Annotated in this window: 14 protein-coding genes; 2 read left to right on the top strand and 12 right to left on the bottom strand. The window is 59.1% G+C overall.

Annotation, left to right across the window (positions count from 1 at the left end; all coding sequences use genetic code 11):
• Window positions 1-21 precede the first annotated feature (21 nt).
• From KSF73_04680 to KSF73_04640, 9 genes are all read right to left on the bottom strand, one after another.
• Entirely contained in the window at window positions 22-600 is a 579-nt protein-coding gene (locus KSF73_04680; protein ID MBV1775005.1) for a DUF2799 domain-containing protein, read from the bottom strand.
• A gap of 97 nt (window positions 601-697) precedes the next feature.
• Window positions 698-1,663, bottom strand: a complete 966-nt coding sequence (locus KSF73_04675) for a class I SAM-dependent methyltransferase (GenBank protein MBV1775004.1) — start codon at window positions 1,661-1,663, stop codon at window positions 698-700.
• A 30-nt stretch (window positions 1,664-1,693) separates the two neighbouring features.
• A complete protein-coding gene (coaD, locus tag KSF73_04670) occupies window positions 1,694-2,191 on the bottom strand; it encodes a pantetheine-phosphate adenylyltransferase (protein ID MBV1775003.1) in 498 nt (165 codons plus the stop codon).
• A 91-nt stretch (window positions 2,192-2,282) separates the two neighbouring features.
• Window positions 2,283-3,233 (bottom strand): formimidoylglutamase, encoded by a 951-nt coding sequence (gene hutG / locus KSF73_04665; GenBank protein ID MBV1775002.1) that lies wholly within the window; start codon window positions 3,231-3,233, stop codon window positions 2,283-2,285.
• Window positions 3,234-3,246: 13 nt separating this feature from the next.
• Window positions 3,247-4,443, bottom strand: coding sequence for an imidazolonepropionase (gene hutI, locus KSF73_04660; protein MBV1775001.1), 1,197 nt, complete (start codon window positions 4,441-4,443; stop codon window positions 3,247-3,249).
• A gap of 3 nt (window positions 4,444-4,446) precedes the next feature.
• Window positions 4,447-6,117, bottom strand: coding sequence for a urocanate hydratase (locus KSF73_04655; protein ID MBV1775000.1), 1,671 nt, complete (start codon window positions 6,115-6,117; stop codon window positions 4,447-4,449).
• 23 nt (window positions 6,118-6,140) lie between these two features.
• Window positions 6,141-6,836 carry a histidine utilization repressor gene (gene hutC, locus KSF73_04650; GenBank protein ID MBV1774999.1) on the bottom strand — a complete coding sequence of 232 codons (696 nt, stop codon included), beginning with the start codon at window positions 6,834-6,836 and terminating at the stop codon, window positions 6,141-6,143.
• A 45-nt stretch (window positions 6,837-6,881) separates the two neighbouring features.
• Window positions 6,882-8,432, bottom strand: a complete 1,551-nt coding sequence (gene hutH, locus KSF73_04645) for a histidine ammonia-lyase (protein MBV1774998.1) — start codon at window positions 8,430-8,432, stop codon at window positions 6,882-6,884.
• Between the two features lie 88 nt (window positions 8,433-8,520).
• On the bottom strand, window positions 8,521-10,686 hold the full coding sequence (locus KSF73_04640) for an AsmA family protein (GenBank protein ID MBV1774997.1): 2,166 nt from the start codon (window positions 10,684-10,686) through the stop codon (window positions 8,521-8,523).
• 128 nt (window positions 10,687-10,814) lie between these two features.
• On the opposite strand from KSF73_04640, the gene KSF73_04635 reads away from it, so the two are divergent.
• Window positions 10,815-11,273 (top strand): acyl-CoA thioesterase, encoded by a 459-nt coding sequence (locus tag KSF73_04635; protein MBV1774996.1) that lies wholly within the window; start codon window positions 10,815-10,817, stop codon window positions 11,271-11,273.
• Here KSF73_04635 and KSF73_04630 read toward each other — a convergent pair whose 3' ends face one another.
• From KSF73_04630 to KSF73_04620, 3 genes are read right to left on the bottom strand one after another with little or no spacing between them, the layout of a single operon-like run.
• Window positions 11,274-13,244, bottom strand: coding sequence for a DUF3488 and transglutaminase-like domain-containing protein (locus KSF73_04630; GenBank protein ID MBV1774995.1), 1,971 nt, complete (start codon window positions 13,242-13,244; stop codon window positions 11,274-11,276).
• On the bottom strand, window positions 13,241-14,215 hold the full coding sequence (locus KSF73_04625; protein ID MBV1774994.1) for a DUF58 domain-containing protein: 975 nt from the start codon (window positions 14,213-14,215) through the stop codon (window positions 13,241-13,243). Before KSF73_04625 ends, KSF73_04630 begins: the two co-directional genes overlap by 4 nt.
• Window positions 14,215-15,135, bottom strand: coding sequence for a MoxR family ATPase (locus KSF73_04620; protein MBV1774993.1), 921 nt, complete (start codon window positions 15,133-15,135; stop codon window positions 14,215-14,217). Before KSF73_04620 ends, KSF73_04625 begins: the two co-directional genes overlap by 1 nt.
• Window positions 15,136-15,362: 227 nt before the next feature.
• On the opposite strand from KSF73_04620, the gene KSF73_04615 reads away from it, so the two are divergent.
• The gene (locus tag KSF73_04615; protein ID MBV1774992.1) at window positions 15,363-16,238 is read left to right on the top strand and encodes a histone deacetylase family protein; all 876 of its coding nucleotides are present in this window, start codon (window positions 15,363-15,365) and stop codon (window positions 16,236-16,238) included.
• Window positions 16,239-16,278 lie beyond the last annotated feature (40 nt).

The following is a 16,278-nucleotide window of genomic DNA, read 5'->3' as shown; positions in this document are numbered from 1 at the left end:
CACTCAGGTCACAGGCGATGATCAGGAGCCGAATGGCTCCGGATGCGTATCCTTGAAATCACGCAATTCCATCCGGGCACGGTCAAGGTTGTCTTCCAGCTCGTAAAGGCTGCGCGCAGCATCATCGCGGTCACGACGGATGCGCTTGCGATCTTCTTCCTTATCGGCCTTGACGATCAGGTCATCCAGACGGCGAATTTCGGCACGACGACTATGCAATATTTCTTCTGCTCGGGAGACCTTGTTTTCGAGACTGCGGCGTTCGCGACCAATGTTGTACTGTTCGACAAAGGACTGGTTTACGCTGGCCGGACAGACATTCTCATACTCGCGACCGGCGCGGCCTTCACGATAGCCATTGGCGGGCGTGCAGTAAGATTGCAGGCCATGCTGACGACCAGCGAAATACACCTGCGCGTTCGGCACAACGCCATACTTGCTGCAAGCTTCGGTGTGTTGCTGGATGCGCTCCGGCTCGCCATTGCGGCCATCTGCATCGCCAATACCGTACCAGTCACCATTTTTGCACTGGCCTTCGCTCAGACTGGCGCAGCCGCTCATCAGGGCAGCTGCAAGGGTCAGCATCAGATATTTTTTCATGTTTGCCTCCATTTAATTCTTATCAATCAATTGACTGGATGATCTCATCATCCTGCTACCACCTGAATCGGTACTGAATCACCGATATATGCACCGCTTATACTTGAAAGCGAAAACACTGGTGGATCTTGCGATTGCGGAAATCGTCCGGTACGGATTGTGCACTGATGTCCTTGCACTTGGGTACCAGCTTATCATCCAGCTTGAAGCCGCGCAGATTATTGGAGAAATACAGCACGCCGCCCGGCGACAGAATTTCCAGACACTGATTCACCAGTTTCACATGATCACGCTGCACATCGAGAATATCCTGCATCTTTGCCGAATTGGAGAAGCTCGGCGGGTCCATCACGATGAGATCAAATCGCTCGTATGTGCGCACGGCATCGGCCAGATAGCGGAACACATCTGCCCGCACACGGGTATGCTTGGCCTCGGCCATGCCATTCAACTCGAAATTGCGCTTGGCCCAATCGAGGTAGGTATTAGAGAGATCCACTGTGACGGTTTCATCTGCGCCGCCCGTGGCCGCATAGACGCTAAAGCTGCCGGTATAGGAAAACAGGTTCAGCACACGCTTGCCTGCCGCCTCTTCGCCCACGCGTTTACGGGTATTACGATGATCGAGAAAGAGGCCAGTATCGAGATAGGCGTGCAAGTTCACCCAGAAGCGGCGGCCGTTTTCCTCGACGACAAAATCGTTTCCCGTTTCGCCGGTCTTTTCATACTGCGATTCGCCTCGCTGACGGCGACGCATCTTGAAGGCGAAATCGGCGGGTTCATGTCCGAGCACATCGGTGATGACCGCACGTACATCCGCCGCCCATGCGGCATGTTCTTCATCGGTTTGCTGCCAGCCTGTCTCGAACTCGGCTACGTGCACGCGATCGCCGTACAGATCAATGGCGACAGGATATTGCAGCACATCGCGATCGTAGATGCGGAAACAGGTAATGCCCTGCTTGCGCGCCCATTTGGCGGTGTGTTTGTAGGACTTGGCAAGCCGGTTGCGGAATTCTTCGATGGCAGACATGCGGTATTCAATCGGGGCGGAATACCGCATTTTAGCTGAAGGCGGGGTGATTCGGCTGAATCAATCCTGCTTCAGCGTCATCTCGATAAACCGGCGATGCACCGGTGCGGGCACATAGTTGCGCAGCACGGCTTCCCAGCCCTGCGGCCCGACCAAGCCCTTGACCATGGTGGAGCTGACTTCGGCGAATTCGCGCGGCGGCATCAGGAAAACGGTGTCGATGGAGGTGACGAGGTCGGCGTTGATGTAGCGCATGGTACGCTCGTATTCATAATCGCTGGCGGTACGGATGCCGCGTAGGATGTAGTTCGCGCCTACCGACTGGGCGTAGTGCACGAGGAATTGGTGCTCGAAGCTGGCCAGCTTGAGATTGGGCAGATGCTGGGTACACTCCTTCAGCATCTCGATGCGTTCTTCCACGCTGAAGGTGCAACGCTTGTCCGGATTCACGCCAATCGCCACGATGATCTCGTCAAACAGGCGATAGCCCTGCTCGATCATCCACAGGTGACCATTGGTCAGCGGATCAAAACTCCCCGCATAGACAACACGCTTCATGCACCCTCTCCCCTTCAAATAGTAGAGGCATTGTAACAGCGATGGCGCACCGCACCATCACAGTGCGATGACAGCCATCCGTGCACCGCGATTATTTGGCGATTTGCCACACCAGACGCGCAGCCAGTTTCGCTGTGCGGGAATCGATGTCCATATCAGGGTTCAGCTCGGCGATATCAGCCAGCTTCAGTTTGCCGGTAGCCTTGATGGTCTGGATCAATGACTCCACAACAGTTGGCTCCACGCCCAGCGCAGCCGGTGCCGATACACCCGGCGCCCAGGCGCCCGGAAGCACATCAAGGCACACCGTCAGATACAGCCAATCGACCTTGCTGGCAAATTGTTCGACAGCCGATTGCAGATCACTCAGACGATCGCGGGTACATTCATTGTCCAGATGCCATTCCACCCCCAGCTCACGCGCACGATGAAACAGTGCTTCGGTGTTCCCGGTTTCGGCAATGCCGAACACCAGATAGTGGAAGGGATTACCATCGGCCTGAGTGGCTTCGGCGATCTGGCGGAAGGGTGTACCCGATGAAGGCAGGATGGAGCCGCGCAGATCAAAGTGCGCATCGAAGTTTATGATGCCGATGCGCGGTTCGCGACCAAACAGATTCACGTGCTGCGCCGCAAATGCGGCCAGACCCTGGTGGCTGCCAAAAGCAATCTCATGCCCGCCGCCCAGCACGATGGGGAAATGTCCGGCATCCAGCAAACCGGCCACACGCGCCGACAGTTCGGCCTGAGCCGCTTCCAGCGCATCGCCTTCGCACACCACATCGCCCGCTTCCCATGCTGGCTGGCTGTGATGCCATGCCAGACCAGCCAGTGCCTTGCGAATCGCTGTCGGGCCATGTTTGGCACCGGGGCGACCCTGATTGCGCTGCACGCCCGCATCGCAGGCAAAGCCCAGAATCGCCACGCCGGGTGCGGCTTCCGGGTGGATGGCACTGATGCGCTCGTGCCAGCGACGTGCCAGCGCGCCTTCATCAGCGTCGATCCGGCCGGTCCAGAGGGACATGTTGATGGGGTGGTTCATGATCGCTCCTGATTTATTGGTTGCCACTCTGCCAGCTGCGCACCAGCGGCGCCGCCCCCAGCCAGTAGCACAGCTCGGCTGGACGACTAATCTGCCACAGGGCGAGGTCAGCACGCTTGCCGACTTCGAGGGAACCGGTTTGATCAGCTATACCCAGCGCCTTGGCCGCATTCAAAGTTACGCCCTTGAGCGCTTCCTGCGGCGTGAGGCGGAACAGGGTGCAGGCCATGTTCAGCGTGGCCAGCAGCGAGGTCACTGGCGCAGTACCGGGATTGCAGTCGGTTGAAACGGCCATCGGCACACCGGCTGCGCGCAGTGCGGCGATCGGCGGGACCTTTGTTTCGCGCAGGCAATAAAAGGCAGCAGGCAGGAGGACGGCAACCGTGCCCGAGGCTTTCATGGCTGCGATGTCGGTTTCATTCAGCCATTCGATGTGGTCAGCTGACAAGCCGCCAAATCGCGCCACGAGGCCGCTACCGCCCTGATCGCTCAGTTGTTCGGCATGCAGTTTCACCGGCAGGCCCAGAGACTTGGCGGCAGTGAACAGCTTTTCGGTTTGCGCGGGGCTGAAGCCGATGGTTTCGCAGAACGCATCCACGGCATCGATCAGCCCTTCGCTGTTCAGTACCCCCATCCATTCGATGCAGGCGTCGATATAGGCATCGGCCCGGCCATCGAATTCCGGCGGCAATGCGTGCGCAGCCAGATAGGTGGTGCGCACGGTGATGCCACGCGCCAACGCCAGTCGGCGTGCCACGCGCAGCATCTTGCGCTCATTCTCCAGATCGAGCCCGTAACCGGACTTGATCTCAACCGTTGTGACGCCATCGGCCAGCAGTCGATCTAGCCGGCCAAGCGCACTGATAAACAGCTGATCCTCGCTGGCCTCGCGGGTTGCACGCACTGTCGAGCGAATGCCTCCGCCCATGCGGGCGATGTCCTCGTAGGTCGCACCGTTGAGGCGCATCTCCCACTCATGCGCACGATTACCGCCAAACACCAGATGGGTATGGCAATCAATCAGCCCGGGCGTGAGCCAGCCGCCCCTGCCATCGATCCGTTCAACCGGACCGATGTCGGCAGGCAGATCGACCTGCGGCCCGAGCCAGGCAATGCGCCCGGCACGGACCAGCAGGGCCGCATCCATGATCTCGCCGTAGCCTTCGCCTGTCATGGTGGCGAGGTGGATGTTGTGGATCAGGCTGTCCATCGCTTACTTCACCATCGGCAGGTTGAGGCCCTTATCCTTGGCATGCTGGATGGCGATATCGTATCCAGCATCGGCATGACGCATCACGCCAGTACCCGGATCGTTCCACAGCACGCGCTCCAGACGCTTGGCGGCGGCATCGGTACCATCACAGACGATCACCACGCCGCTATGCTGGCTGTAGCCCATGCCTACACCACCACCGTGGTGCAGCGAGACCCAGGTCGCGCCACCAGCCGTATTCAGCAAGGCATTGAGCAGCGGCCAGTCGGAGACGGCATCCGAGCCATCCTGCATCGATTCGGTTTCGCGATTCGGCGAAGCCACCGAGCCAGAATCGAGATGGTCGCGACCGATGACGATCGGCGCCTTCAGCTCGCCGTTCTTCACCATTTCGTTGAAAGCCAGCGCCAGACGATGGCGATCACCCAGACCGACCCAGCAAATACGCGCCGGCAGACCCTGGAAGGCAATGCGTTCGCGGGCCATATCCAGCCAGTTGTGCAGGTGCGGATCGTCCGGAATCAGTTCCTTCACCTTCTGGTCGGTCTTGTAGATGTCTTCCGGATCACCCGAGAGCGCCACCCAGCGGAACGGGCCGATGCCCTTGCAGAACAGCGGGCGGATATAGGCCGGCACAAAGCCCGGGAAATCGAATGCGTTCTGTACGCCCTGATCGAAGGCGACCTGGCGGATGTTGTTGCCGTAATCCAGTGTGGCAGCACCACGCGCCTGCAGATCGAGCATGGCTTGTACATGCACGGCCATGGAAGGCTTGGACGCAGCGGAAACGGATTCCGGATTGCTCTTCTGTGCTTCACGCCATTGCGCCACGGTCCAGCCTTGCGGCAGGTAGCCGTGCACCGGATCATGTGCGGAGGTTTGATCGGTCACCACGTCCGGGGTGATATTGCGCTTCACCAGTTCCGGGAAGATGTCGGCCGCGTTGCCCAGCAGGCCAATGGACACTGGCTTACCCGCAGCTTTGGCTTCTTCCAGCATCGCCAGTGCTTCGTCCAGCGTGTAGGCCTTCTTGTCGACATAGCGGGTACGCAGGCGGAAATCGATACGGGTTTCGTCACATTCCACGGCGATCATCGAGAATCCGGCCATGGTCGCAGCCAGCGGCTGTGCGCCACCCATCCCACCCAGACCACCGGTCAGAATCCAGCGGCCACCAGGCTTGCCATCGAAATGCTGATTGGCGACTGCGTAGAAGGTCTCATAGGTACCTTGCACAATGCCTTGCGTGCCGATGTAAATCCACGAGCCAGCCGTCATCTGGCCGTACATCATCAGGCCCTTTTTATCGAGCTCGTTGAAGTGTTCCCAGTTCGCCCAAGCCGGTACCAGATTGGAATTGGCCAGCAACACGCGCGGTGCATCAGCATGCGTGCGGAACACGCCCACCGGCTTGCCCGACTGAATCAGCAGGGTCTCGTCGTCGTTCAGGGTTTTCAGGGTATCAAGAATCTTGTCGTAACATTCCCAATTACGCGCTGCGCGGCCAATACCGCCATACACCACCAGCGATTGCGGATGCTCGGCCACTTCGGCGTCCAGATTGTTCTGGATCATGCGGTAGGCGGCTTCGGTCAGCCAGCTCTTGCAGGTGAGTTCGGTGCCACGCGGGGCGCGGATGACGCGGCTGGCGTCGAAACGGGGGTCGGTCATGTTGAAATTCCTTTGATTGTCTTTTACATGCTGCCGGCAAACTGGTAGCGCTGAGCCGGGTGATACAGCACGGCTACCGTGGCCACTTTTCCGGCTGAAAACGTGCGCCGGCTGAGTATCAAACAGGGTTCGTTCTTATCCATCTGCAGGCGGGCGCGAATCACGCGGTCCGGCATGCGGGCCTCGATGCGGTATTCCGCTGCGGAAAGCGGCGCCACGCGTACGAGGTATTCATTCGGCGTCAGGCGGGCAAAATTTTGCGCAAGATAATCCGGCGCGACATCCGGGCGCACCCAACGTTCTTCCAGCTGGATGGGCTGGCCGTTTTCCAGATGCAGGATGACAGAGTGGAAAACCTTGGTTCGCTCTTCCACCTGCATCTCGCGGGCAATCACGGCATCGGCTTTGACTTCGCCAAGCGACAGCACCTGCGCTTCGTGATCATTGCCACGGGCGCGGATTTCGTCGGCGATGCTGCGGATTTCCACCAACGTGGATGCATGCTTGGTTGCGGACACGTAGGTACCGGAACCTTGCGTACGTGTCAGCACGCCTTCGGCGGCCAGTTCGCGGATGGCGCGATTCACCGTCATCCGCGCCACATCAAAGCGGCGGGCCAGCTCGTTTTCCGAAGGCACCAGATCACCCGCACGCAGGCGACCGGACTCGATCTCCTCCAGTACGTAGCGCTTGATTTCCAGATAAGCTGGCATGCTCATGCGTGTGTTTCCTCTTGCCTGTGATTGCTTGCCCGATGCCCGCGCTTACGCGACTTGCGACGCGAAACGGAATGGTGCCAGTGCCGAGAAGCGGCCTGCACGCACGCGATCGGCTACCGCCACGATATCCGGAGCAAAGTAACGATCTTCGGCGTAGTACGGTACCTCTTCGCGGATGATGGCGAAGGCTTGTTCCAGCGTGGTGCTCGACTTCAGCGGACGGCGGAAATCCACGCCTTGCGCAGCAGCCAGCAATTCAATCGCCAGAATATTGCAGACGTTTTCGGCGATGTCGCCCAGCTTGCGTGCGGCAAAGGTCGCCATGGAGACATGGTCTTCCTGATTGGCAGACGTTGGCAGGCTATCGACCGAGGCCGGATGTGCGTAGGTCTTGTTTTCGCTGGCCAGCGCAGCGGCGGTGACGTGAGCGATCATGAAACCGGAATTCACACCGCCGTTGTTGACGAGGAACGCAGGCAGGCCATTGGACAGCGTCGCATCAATCAAGAGACCCACGCGGCGCTCGGAAATGGCACCGATTTCGCTGGCGGCAATCGCCAGCAAGTCAGCGGCCATGGCCACCGGTTCGGCGTGGAAATTACCGCCCGACAGCACTTCCTGCGTATCGGAAAACACCAGCGGATTGTCGCTCACGCCATTGGATTCGGTCAGCAGCACGCTGGCGGCGTGACGGATATTATCGAGGCTGGCGCCCATGACTTGCGGCTGGCAGCGCAGGCAGTACGGATCCTGCACCTTGGCGCAGTTGGTATGCGAATTGCGGATATCGCTGCCATCCAGCAGGGTACGCACAGCAGCCGCAGCATCGATCTGACCGGCATGACCGCGCAGAGCATGAATACGATGATCAAACGGCGTACTGGAGCCAGCAGCAGCATCCACCGACAGCGCACCGGATACCAGCGCGGTGTTGTACAGGTCTTCAATCTTGAACAGATTGTGCAGCGCCAGCGCGGTGGAGGCTTGCGTGCCATTCAACAGCGCAAGCCCTTCCTTGGCGGCCAGCTTGAGCGGTGCTACACCAGCATGCGCCAGACCTTCAGCGGCGGGTGCACGTCGACCATCGATAAATACATCGCCCACACCCAGCAGCACAGCCGCCATATGCGACAGCGGTGCCAGATCGCCCGAGGCGCCGACCGAACCCTTGACAGGAATCACCGGCAGGACATTGGCATTGAACAGGGTCACCATATTATCGATGACCACCTTGCGCACGCCGGAAAAGCCACGGCCCAGACTGGACAGCTTCAGTACCATCAGGAGGCGCACAACCGGCGCACTCATTGGCTCGCCCACGCCTACGGCATGGCTCAGCACCAGATTGGTTTGCAGCTGTTCGAGCTGATCGTTAGGAATGCGGGTATGGGCCAGCAGGCCAAAACCGGTGTTGATACCATAGGCGGCCTTGTCGCGTGCCACAATAGCTTCGATGGTTTTGGCGCTGGCCTCGATCGCCGGGAAGGCGGCTGGATCAAGGACTAGCTTGATCTCACCCGCATCCACGCGGCGCAGTTGTGCGAGCGTCAGTGCGCCCGGTGTCAGTGTCAGGGTATTGTTGTTCAGGCTGCTCATGGGGTCTCCGATATTGCTTGGGTACTTGGCAATAAAGTTGACTATACAAGCAACAACCTGTCTAGACAAGATGAGCGTGACGGATGGACTATTTCTTGGTTGTCGGTGCCGCCAATTTGGCCTTGATGGCCGTGGTATCCACGCCAATGGATGGCGACGCCAGTGCACCTCTGAAGCTGATCGGAATCAGTGTTCCCTTGAGCGCATCCAGCTTGGCGACACCGCTGCCGCCAGCAGGCGATACATTCAACAGGTAATCCACCTCACCCTTGGCCAGATCCAGCTGACCGGAACCATCCACCGTCAGCAAGGGGGCGGTCATGCGCAAATTGGTGGTATTAGCGATACCATCCTTGATGTTGAATGCTGCATTCAGCTCGGAAAATTTGGTGCGCCGACCGACATCGGCCTTGATTGGTTCGCCCGTCAGCTTGGCCAGATTGAGACTGACGCCACGCAGGAAGTCGGTGATGTCAAAACCGGTAAAGGTGCCATGACTCAACTTAAACGTCGCATTACCTGCCAGTTTGCGTCGCGCCTCGTTGAGGCTGCCCGCTGCGGTATTCAGTTCGATATCGATATCGCCACGTCCCGCCACGCCATTCAGTCCAACGGTGTCGCTGAGCAATGCCTCCACTTCCATACCACTCAGTTTCTGTTTGAGCATGGCTCGGGATTCGCCACCGCCTGAATCTACAACCAGACGCCCCCCCATGCGTCCGCCATAGATATCGGCGGCAAGCGGGTCGAGCGTCAGCTTGCGGTCGCTGGCTTCGAAATGCGTATTGAGATTGAACATGCGGAAGCGGCCGACATCCAGTTCGTCGAGGCGCACATCGCCTCGGGCATGCAGCTTATCCAGCCAGCGCCAGTCAATCGGCTTGCTGGCAAGATCCGTCATGACCGCAGGCGAAACGGCAGGCACTGGCGCGCCGGGTGTGGCCGGTGCAGCTTGCAGATAGGGTGTCAGATCCAATCTAGCCAGACTGATGCCCAGCGCATAGCGCGTATCGACAAAATTCTCCAGCGATACCTTGGCTGTCAAAGGCGACTGATCCAGCGTGCCCGAACTATCGAAATCCACGCGTTCGCGATCCAGATCAATGGCAAGACGGCCATTCAGCCCTACCTTGATCGCCCCGCCAGGCAGATTGACATGACGATAGCTACCACCCAGCGTAAAGCCCTCCAGCGTCGCTTTGTGCCAGCTATCGAGGCGCAATGGGGATTGCACGTCCAGCGTGGCATTTTGCAGGTTATCCATCAGGCGCAGTTTGATCGCTGCCCGATCTGCCACCAGATTGCCCGAACCTGCCTCAGCGGCAAGCTTTTCAACATCCAGATCCGCCGCCATTTCGCGATCGGTTCCCTTGATGGAAATCTGTCCTTGCAACACGCCAGTAGACAGGCCGGTGACAGCCGCCAGCATTTCCGGTGTCGTAAATCCCGCTCGCCAAAGTTGATCACCGTGTTTGACGTTGAACTGAGCCTTCACATCGTGCAGCGCTGTTCTGATCGGCGCGACGGCCGTCGCGGTCAGATTGCCCTTCAAGTCCAGATGCGCATCGCGCCATTCAGGGGTATTGGCGTTGATCGACAGCCCGAATCCCTTCATGTCTGCAGTAAGACGGCTGCGATTAAAGCGTAATCCGCTCTGCACTTTCAGCGCCCCGGCCCAGCCCGGCGCTTCAACTCTGCCCTCAATATCTACCCGGCCATCGTCGCTTTCCGGCTGAATGACATGCATCTCGACGCGTGTGAAATGCATGGGTTGCAGGCCTTGATCATGCCAGTCGAGTGCAGAATCCACGAGATCAATCCGGTTGAGCTGCCAAACTAGGCGATCGGTTTGCGGTTGATGAGTCAGCAAGTCTTCGAAGCTAAGCCGACCATCAGGCATGACCGCAACGGTGGCCTTCAACCCTTCGACGCGCGCATCAACCGGTTTCACACGGCCTTCCAGCAATGCCGCCCAGTCCAGCGAGAAGCGAGCTGAACGGAACCGTGCAAATTCCCGTTTGCCATCTGCTTCCAGCATATGCACCTCTTCCAGTGTCACCGCCGGGCGAGGCAATAAGGCTAGCCGCACCGCCCCGATCTCCAGTTTGCGTCCTAGCGAATCGGCTGTATCTCGCTCAATGCGGTCGCATAGCATGGAAAAATTGAACAGGGGCAAAGCCGCCACCAGTGCAAGACTGGTTGCGACTCCATATACGGTGCGCCTGACGCGCGTGGGCAGTTCCTTGATCGGCATGGCGGCGATTATTGCAGATGCGGACGGAATGCCCAATAGGAGACAGTTCTTATATACAAAGCAGACGCTCGTTTCATACCAGTTACACAACAGGCTATCATGATGGACATCCGAACAAGGAGCCTTACATGTCTGACTCAAGCACCCTGCTGCCCGCCGATCTGCACCACACCCTGATCAAGGTGCGCGGCTACCATCTTGACCTTTACGGCCACGTCAACAACGCGCGCTATCTGGAGTTTCTGGAAGAGGCTCGCTGGGGATTTACCGAAGCGGGTGGGCAGCTTGAATGGTTTGCCAAAAGCGGTCTGGCCTTTGTGATCGTCAACATCAACATCAACTACCGCCGCTCCGCAGTGATGAACGACGAACTCGATATCGCCACCGCCATGTATAAGGCAGGCCGTCGCAGTGCCGTGATTCGCCAGCGCATTTTCCTGAAAGGGACGGATACGGTGGTGGCGGATGCCGATGTCACCTTCGTGGTTTTTGATCCCAAAGCCAATACTGCTGTCGCCATGGAAGGTGAATTGCTGGACATGTTCCGCAAGCTACCGCACTGGCCGGAAGAGACACCCGCAGCCTGATCAACGCGGGCGGGACGGACGCAGCGACACACGCCGCCAGGCCCGGTACGCCTGTTTCAGCACCTTCACATGCTGGCTGGACACGGGTGCATACCGCGCCGCCAGCCATGCATGGATCAAGGCAGCGTGAGCTGCCTGTGCCGCAGGATTTATCTCATTGAGCATCGCCAGCACGCTCAGCGGAGCCGTGGCCTCAGAGACAGTCATACCCGCTCGGCGCATCCGGCGCCTGACCTTGACCCAGATTTTGTCAGCGGAATCGAGCGACTTACCGCTGCGCGGCCACATGATCCAGCCCGCAACAATGCCCATGACGGTAAATCCGCCAATGACCAGATTGCGCAACACATCATCTACCCCACTACCCAGCCCGAGTTTCTCCAGCACAGCACGCTGTCGTGCCTGATCAAATCCGACAATCCATTCGCTCCAGCTTCGATTCAGTGTCGCGATGCCATTACCGATACTACGCAGCCAGGCAGCCTGATCGCGCAGCATAAAAGGCAATTCGGATTGGGGTACGGCGGCCTGCAAGCCACGCTGAATACGTGCCGGGGCAACCGTAAAAGTTGGATCGACACGTCGCCAGCCTTCACCCTCCAGCCAGACTTCCGCCCAGGCATGCGCATCGGACTGGCGCACCACCACAGCATGCCCTTCAACCTGCCCGCCCTGATAACCGCCCACCACACGTGCAGGCACACCCGCTGCGCGCATCAGCCACACATAGGCACCGGCAAAGTGTTCACAAAAGCCTGCCTTGCCGTCAAACAGAAAGGCATCCACCGCTGAAGATGGGTAAAGCGGCGGTTCCAGCGTGTAACGCAGTCCTTGCAGAGCCAGCAAGCGAAGTCCTTCGTCAACACGGGATGTATCAGGAAGATTCTTCAGACGCATGGCAAGCGCATTGGTGCGGGGATTCAAGCCTTGCGGCAGACGCAAATTATTGGCGCGAACCTGCGGAACGATACGCGTGGCACGATAGTTCAGCGCAGCATCCAGCTCATAGCGAATGGCCGTATTGACCGGCACACTCTGCCGTAATTGCCACAGCGGAGTTAGCGTCGTACCTGCTGGCACGCTACTTGGCGCATCCAGCGCAGGCACCCAGCCGCTACTACCGGGTTCAAGCCGCATTGTGTAATGCTGCGTTTGTCCGATTGCCTCTGGTAGCGCCGGTGATTCGTGCTCATGTGCTTCGCGAAACCAGGTAGTGCCGTCATAAAACTCCAGAACCGGCCCGCGCCAATACAGCATGCTCTCATCAGGCACCTTGCCCTGAAAGTCGCTTCGAAAGGCCACAGATGTATCCTGAACCATACTGGAAAAGCTACCCGGCGACATCTGGTCCCCTAGCCCGCTGCGCGATTGATGTCGATCTGCGGGCAGTTTCCACAACGGACCATCCAGACGGGGAAAGACCAGATACAGAAGCACAAGCAAGGGGGCGCCCTGCAGCGCCATCGTCAGAATGGTTTTAAGTAACGGCCCCAGCTGCATTTGCCAGTTACCGCGGCTATCCTGCTGATGCCAGGCCAGTTGCAGCACCATCAGCAGCAATACGACGGCAAACAGCACTACCGCCGGAACGAAGCCGGTTTCGTAGAGCAAATGCGTGGCGACTAGAAAATAGCCGAGAAAAATCAGCAGCAGTACATCGCGCCGACCACGCGCCTCCATGGCTTTGATCGCACTGAGTCCGCACAGCAAGGCCACACAGCCATCGCGCCCCGGTACCCCGCGCGCGCTGGCAAACACGCCCCCCAGCAACACCACGCCAATCGAGATCAGCAACCAGCGCGGGGGCGCCCACCTGCCGCTTTTTACCATCCAGCCGCGCCACGCAAATAGCGCCAGCGCGGTAAACATGGGCCACTCGGGTAACCGGATAACATGCCATAGCACCAGCCCAGCCAGCACCAGCAACAAGGCGGGAAAGCGTGGGCGATCCAGCTCCAGTGAGCCGCTCATTCAGCCGACTCCCCATTCAGTCCGAACAGAGCCAGCTGGCGCAAGCAGGCATCGACATGATGCGGCCCTGCATCGGGTAGCATGGGTTGAGCATTGAGATTCAGGGCAAATCGCCGTCCACTGGCGGCTGCCTGCAACACCCAGGCACACAGGCGAGATAATGCGGCCTCGCCACTCAAGCCGGTTTGATCAGACGAAAAGATGCTGACACCGGCTGATTCGCCTTCAAAGCACTTCACCAGCAGCGCCTCACCACTGGCAGATGCACGCCACGCAACATGTCGCGGCGAATCACCCCGTGCAAATGTCCGCAAGCCAGCAAAGTCATCCTGCCCCCAGCCACTGGCCAGACCGCCACCTTGCGCATCGGGCAATCGTGCCGGCAATGCAGGCGCGGGGCGCTCAGGTGCGGGCCACACTAGCGCGGTCACGGCAAAGCGGGCATAGCTCCACGCCCGGCACAGCCCCAGCGGCCAGACGCTATCCAGCATCAGGCGAGGCATGGACATCGGGCCACGGTGGGTCGCCGGAATATCAAAACTCACCTGCACACGGCCATTGGCTGGCACGTCCACATAATGCGTCACCGACTCCATCACCAGCCGCACCTGCCTGCGTGCAACAGGAAGATGATTCACCAGCACAACCGAAAATCCGACCGTCTCGCCGGCAAAGCCATCACGATGCGGACCCGCCACCAGCTCCAGCCCCAGCAGTACGCGCACCGTATGAAAGGTGGACACCAGCGACACGGACGCCAGTAGAAACACCAGCGCATACACCAGCGACAGTCCGTAATTGCCCGCACATACAAACAGCACCAGCAACAACACCAGCCAGCCGAGCCCCAATTTGTTGGCAAAGAAATAGAGATGATGAACATCGACTCGGACACTGGTTTGCGAGGCGGGATGCTGCTTGGCCAGCCAGCGCGCCCAGCGTGCCCGGACCCGCGAAGTCAGCCAGCGCATCACGGAATGGCGACCTCGGCCAGCAGTCTGGCCACCTGTGCCACATCCTGCCGACCGGCACTGGATGACTGCAATCGATGCGATGCGACTGCCACAAAAACGGCCTGCACATCATCAGGTGCGGCAAAGGTGCGGCCGCTCACCAGTGCATGTGCTCTGGCCGCCTGAATCAAACCCAGTGCCGCGCGCGGCGACAATCCGTTCACCCAGTCGGCGCGCTCTCGTGTGGCTTGCACCAGTGCCTGTACATAGTCCACCAGCGCGATAGATACATGGACCGCCTTCACCGCCTGACGCAACTCGCGCATCGCTTCATCCGATACCGCAGCCTGCATACGCGCCAGCATGTCGCGGCGGCTTTCGCCCATCAGCATGGCGCGTTCCGCCACCGGATCGGGGTAGCCCAGCGACAGTCGCATCAGAAAGCGATCCAGCTGACTTTCGGGCAAGGCAAATGTGCCGGTTTGCTGCATGGGATTCTGTGTGGCGATTACGAAGAACGGTTCGGGTAGCACGTATGTTTCGCCATCCAGCGTCACTTGTCCCTCTTCCATCGCTTCGAGCAAGGCTGACTGCGTGCGCGGGGTAGCCCGGTTGATTTCATCTGCCAGCACAATCTGACTGAATACCGGGCCGGGATGAAAGCGGAATTCGCCGCGCTCGCGCTCGTAGATGGACACGCCAATCAAATCTGCCGGCAACATATCGCTGGTAAATTGAATACGCTGGAATCGCAGCCCCAGACTAGTGGCCAGCGCATGCGCCAATGTGGTTTTCCCGACACCGGGCACATCTTCAAGCAAGAGGTGGCCATCAGCCAGCAAACAACACACCGCCAGCCTGATCGTATCGGTTTTTCCGAGTATGACCTGATCGAGCTGATTCAGTAGAGAAGCAATCAAGGAACGGGTTTCAGACATCTGTTTGTCATCTGTACGGTTGCGCAAAATCAATACGGCCTACGGCCCCCGTTCCCATAATGACCCGACAGCACTACACTTGTCACCAAGGCTGTGTACCCGTACAAAAATAGTGCGCCCTGACGGCGCCGACGGAAGGAGCAACATTGCTGGGCTGGATCACACGCAAGGTGCGTCAAAGCACCGCCACGGCTTACCTTACCCATCCGGATTGCGCCCTGCATGATATGGGCAGCCATCATCCGGAGGCACCCGCCCGGCTGGCCGCCATTCAGGATAGGCTGATGTCGGCCGGGGTATGGGATTTTCTCGATCATCACGAAGCCCCGCTGGCAACGCCGGAACAGCTGGCCCGCGTACATGCGCCCAGCTATATCGAGCATCTGGAAAACACCTCGCCCGCACACGGCATTGCCCACGTCGACCCCGATACCGCGATGACGCCACATACGCTACGAGCCGCCCTGCGCGGTGCCGGTGCGGTGTGCAAGGCGGTCGAGCTGGTGATGGATGGACAGGCCCGCAATGCGTTCTGCGCCACACGTCCGCCCGGCCATCACGCCGAGTCCAAGCGTGCGATGGGCTTCTGCTTTTTCAATAATGTCGCCGTGGGTGCAGCTTGGGCACTGAAGCTCGGTGCGCAGCGCGTGGCAATTGCCGATTTCGACGTCCATCATGGCAATGGCACCGAAGAGATTTTCCACGATAACGACCGCGTGCTGATGGTGTCCACCTTCCAGCATCCCTTCTACCCCTATAGCGGCGACGTGCCGATGGGGCCGAATATGGTGAACGTGCCGCTCAAGCGCGCCTGCCGCAGCGAGGGATTCCGCAATGCGGTCACCGAACAGTGGATACCGGCGCTGGATGCATTCAAGCCCGATCTGATTCTGATTTCGGCAGGCTTCGACGCGCATATCGAAGACGATATGGGCTCGATCGGGCTGGTCGAGGATGATTACGCGTGGGTCACCCGACAGCTGATGGACGTGGCTGACCGCCATGGCAATGGCCGCGTGGTGTCGACGCTGGAGGGCGGGTACGACCTTTCATCGCTCTCGCGCAGCGTGACGGCGCACATCAAGGAGCTGTCCGGACTCTAAGTCGATTTGGCTCCGCCAAGGTCTTGCGCTAGCCTGTAAT

The sequence above is a fragment of the Burkholderiaceae bacterium DAT-1 genome (genome assembly GCA_019084025.1).
Taxonomy (GTDB): Bacteria; Pseudomonadota; Gammaproteobacteria; order Burkholderiales; family Chitinimonadaceae; genus DAT-1.
The sequence above is the reverse complement of the archived record's forward strand: the minus strand, read 5'-3'. Positions and strand labels throughout refer to the sequence as shown.

Coding starts and splice junctions, on each gene's coding strand:
- hutG (MBV1775002.1), bottom strand. CDS start 3,233: ATGAACCACCCCATCAACATGTCCCTCTGGACCGGCCGGATCGACGCT.
- hutI (MBV1775001.1), bottom strand. CDS start 4,443: ATGGACAGCCTGATCCACAACATCCACCTCGCCACCATGACAGGCGAA.
- KSF73_04655 (MBV1775000.1), bottom strand. CDS start 6,117: ATGACCGACCCCCGTTTCGACGCCAGCCGCGTCATCCGCGCCCCGCGT.
- hutC (MBV1774999.1), bottom strand. CDS start 6,836: ATGAGCATGCCAGCTTATCTGGAAATCAAGCGCTACGTACTGGAGGAG.
- coaD (MBV1775003.1), bottom strand. CDS start 2,191: ATGAAGCGTGTTGTCTATGCGGGGAGTTTTGATCCGCTGACCAATGGT.
- KSF73_04625 (MBV1774994.1), bottom strand. CDS start 14,215: ATGCGCTGGCTGACTTCGCGGGTCCGGGCACGCTGGGCGCGCTGGCTG.
- KSF73_04630 (MBV1774995.1), bottom strand. CDS start 13,244: ATGAGCGGCTCACTGGAGCTGGATCGCCCACGCTTTCCCGCCTTGTTG.
- KSF73_04640 (MBV1774997.1), bottom strand. CDS start 10,686: ATGCCGATCAAGGAACTGCCCACGCGCGTCAGGCGCACCGTATATGGA.
- KSF73_04635 (MBV1774996.1), top strand. CDS start 10,815: ATGTCTGACTCAAGCACCCTGCTGCCCGCCGATCTGCACCACACCCTG.
- hutH (MBV1774998.1), bottom strand. CDS start 8,432: ATGAGCAGCCTGAACAACAATACCCTGACACTGACACCGGGCGCACTG.
- KSF73_04620 (MBV1774993.1), bottom strand. CDS start 15,135: ATGTCTGAAACCCGTTCCTTGATTGCTTCTCTACTGAATCAGCTCGAT.
- KSF73_04680 (MBV1775005.1), bottom strand. CDS start 600: ATGAAAAAATATCTGATGCTGACCCTTGCAGCTGCCCTGATGAGCGGC.
- KSF73_04675 (MBV1775004.1), bottom strand. CDS start 1,663: ATGCGGTATTCCGCCCCGATTGAATACCGCATGTCTGCCATCGAAGAA.
- KSF73_04615 (MBV1774992.1), top strand. CDS start 15,363: ATGGGCAGCCATCATCCGGAGGCACCCGCCCGGCTGGCCGCCATTCAG.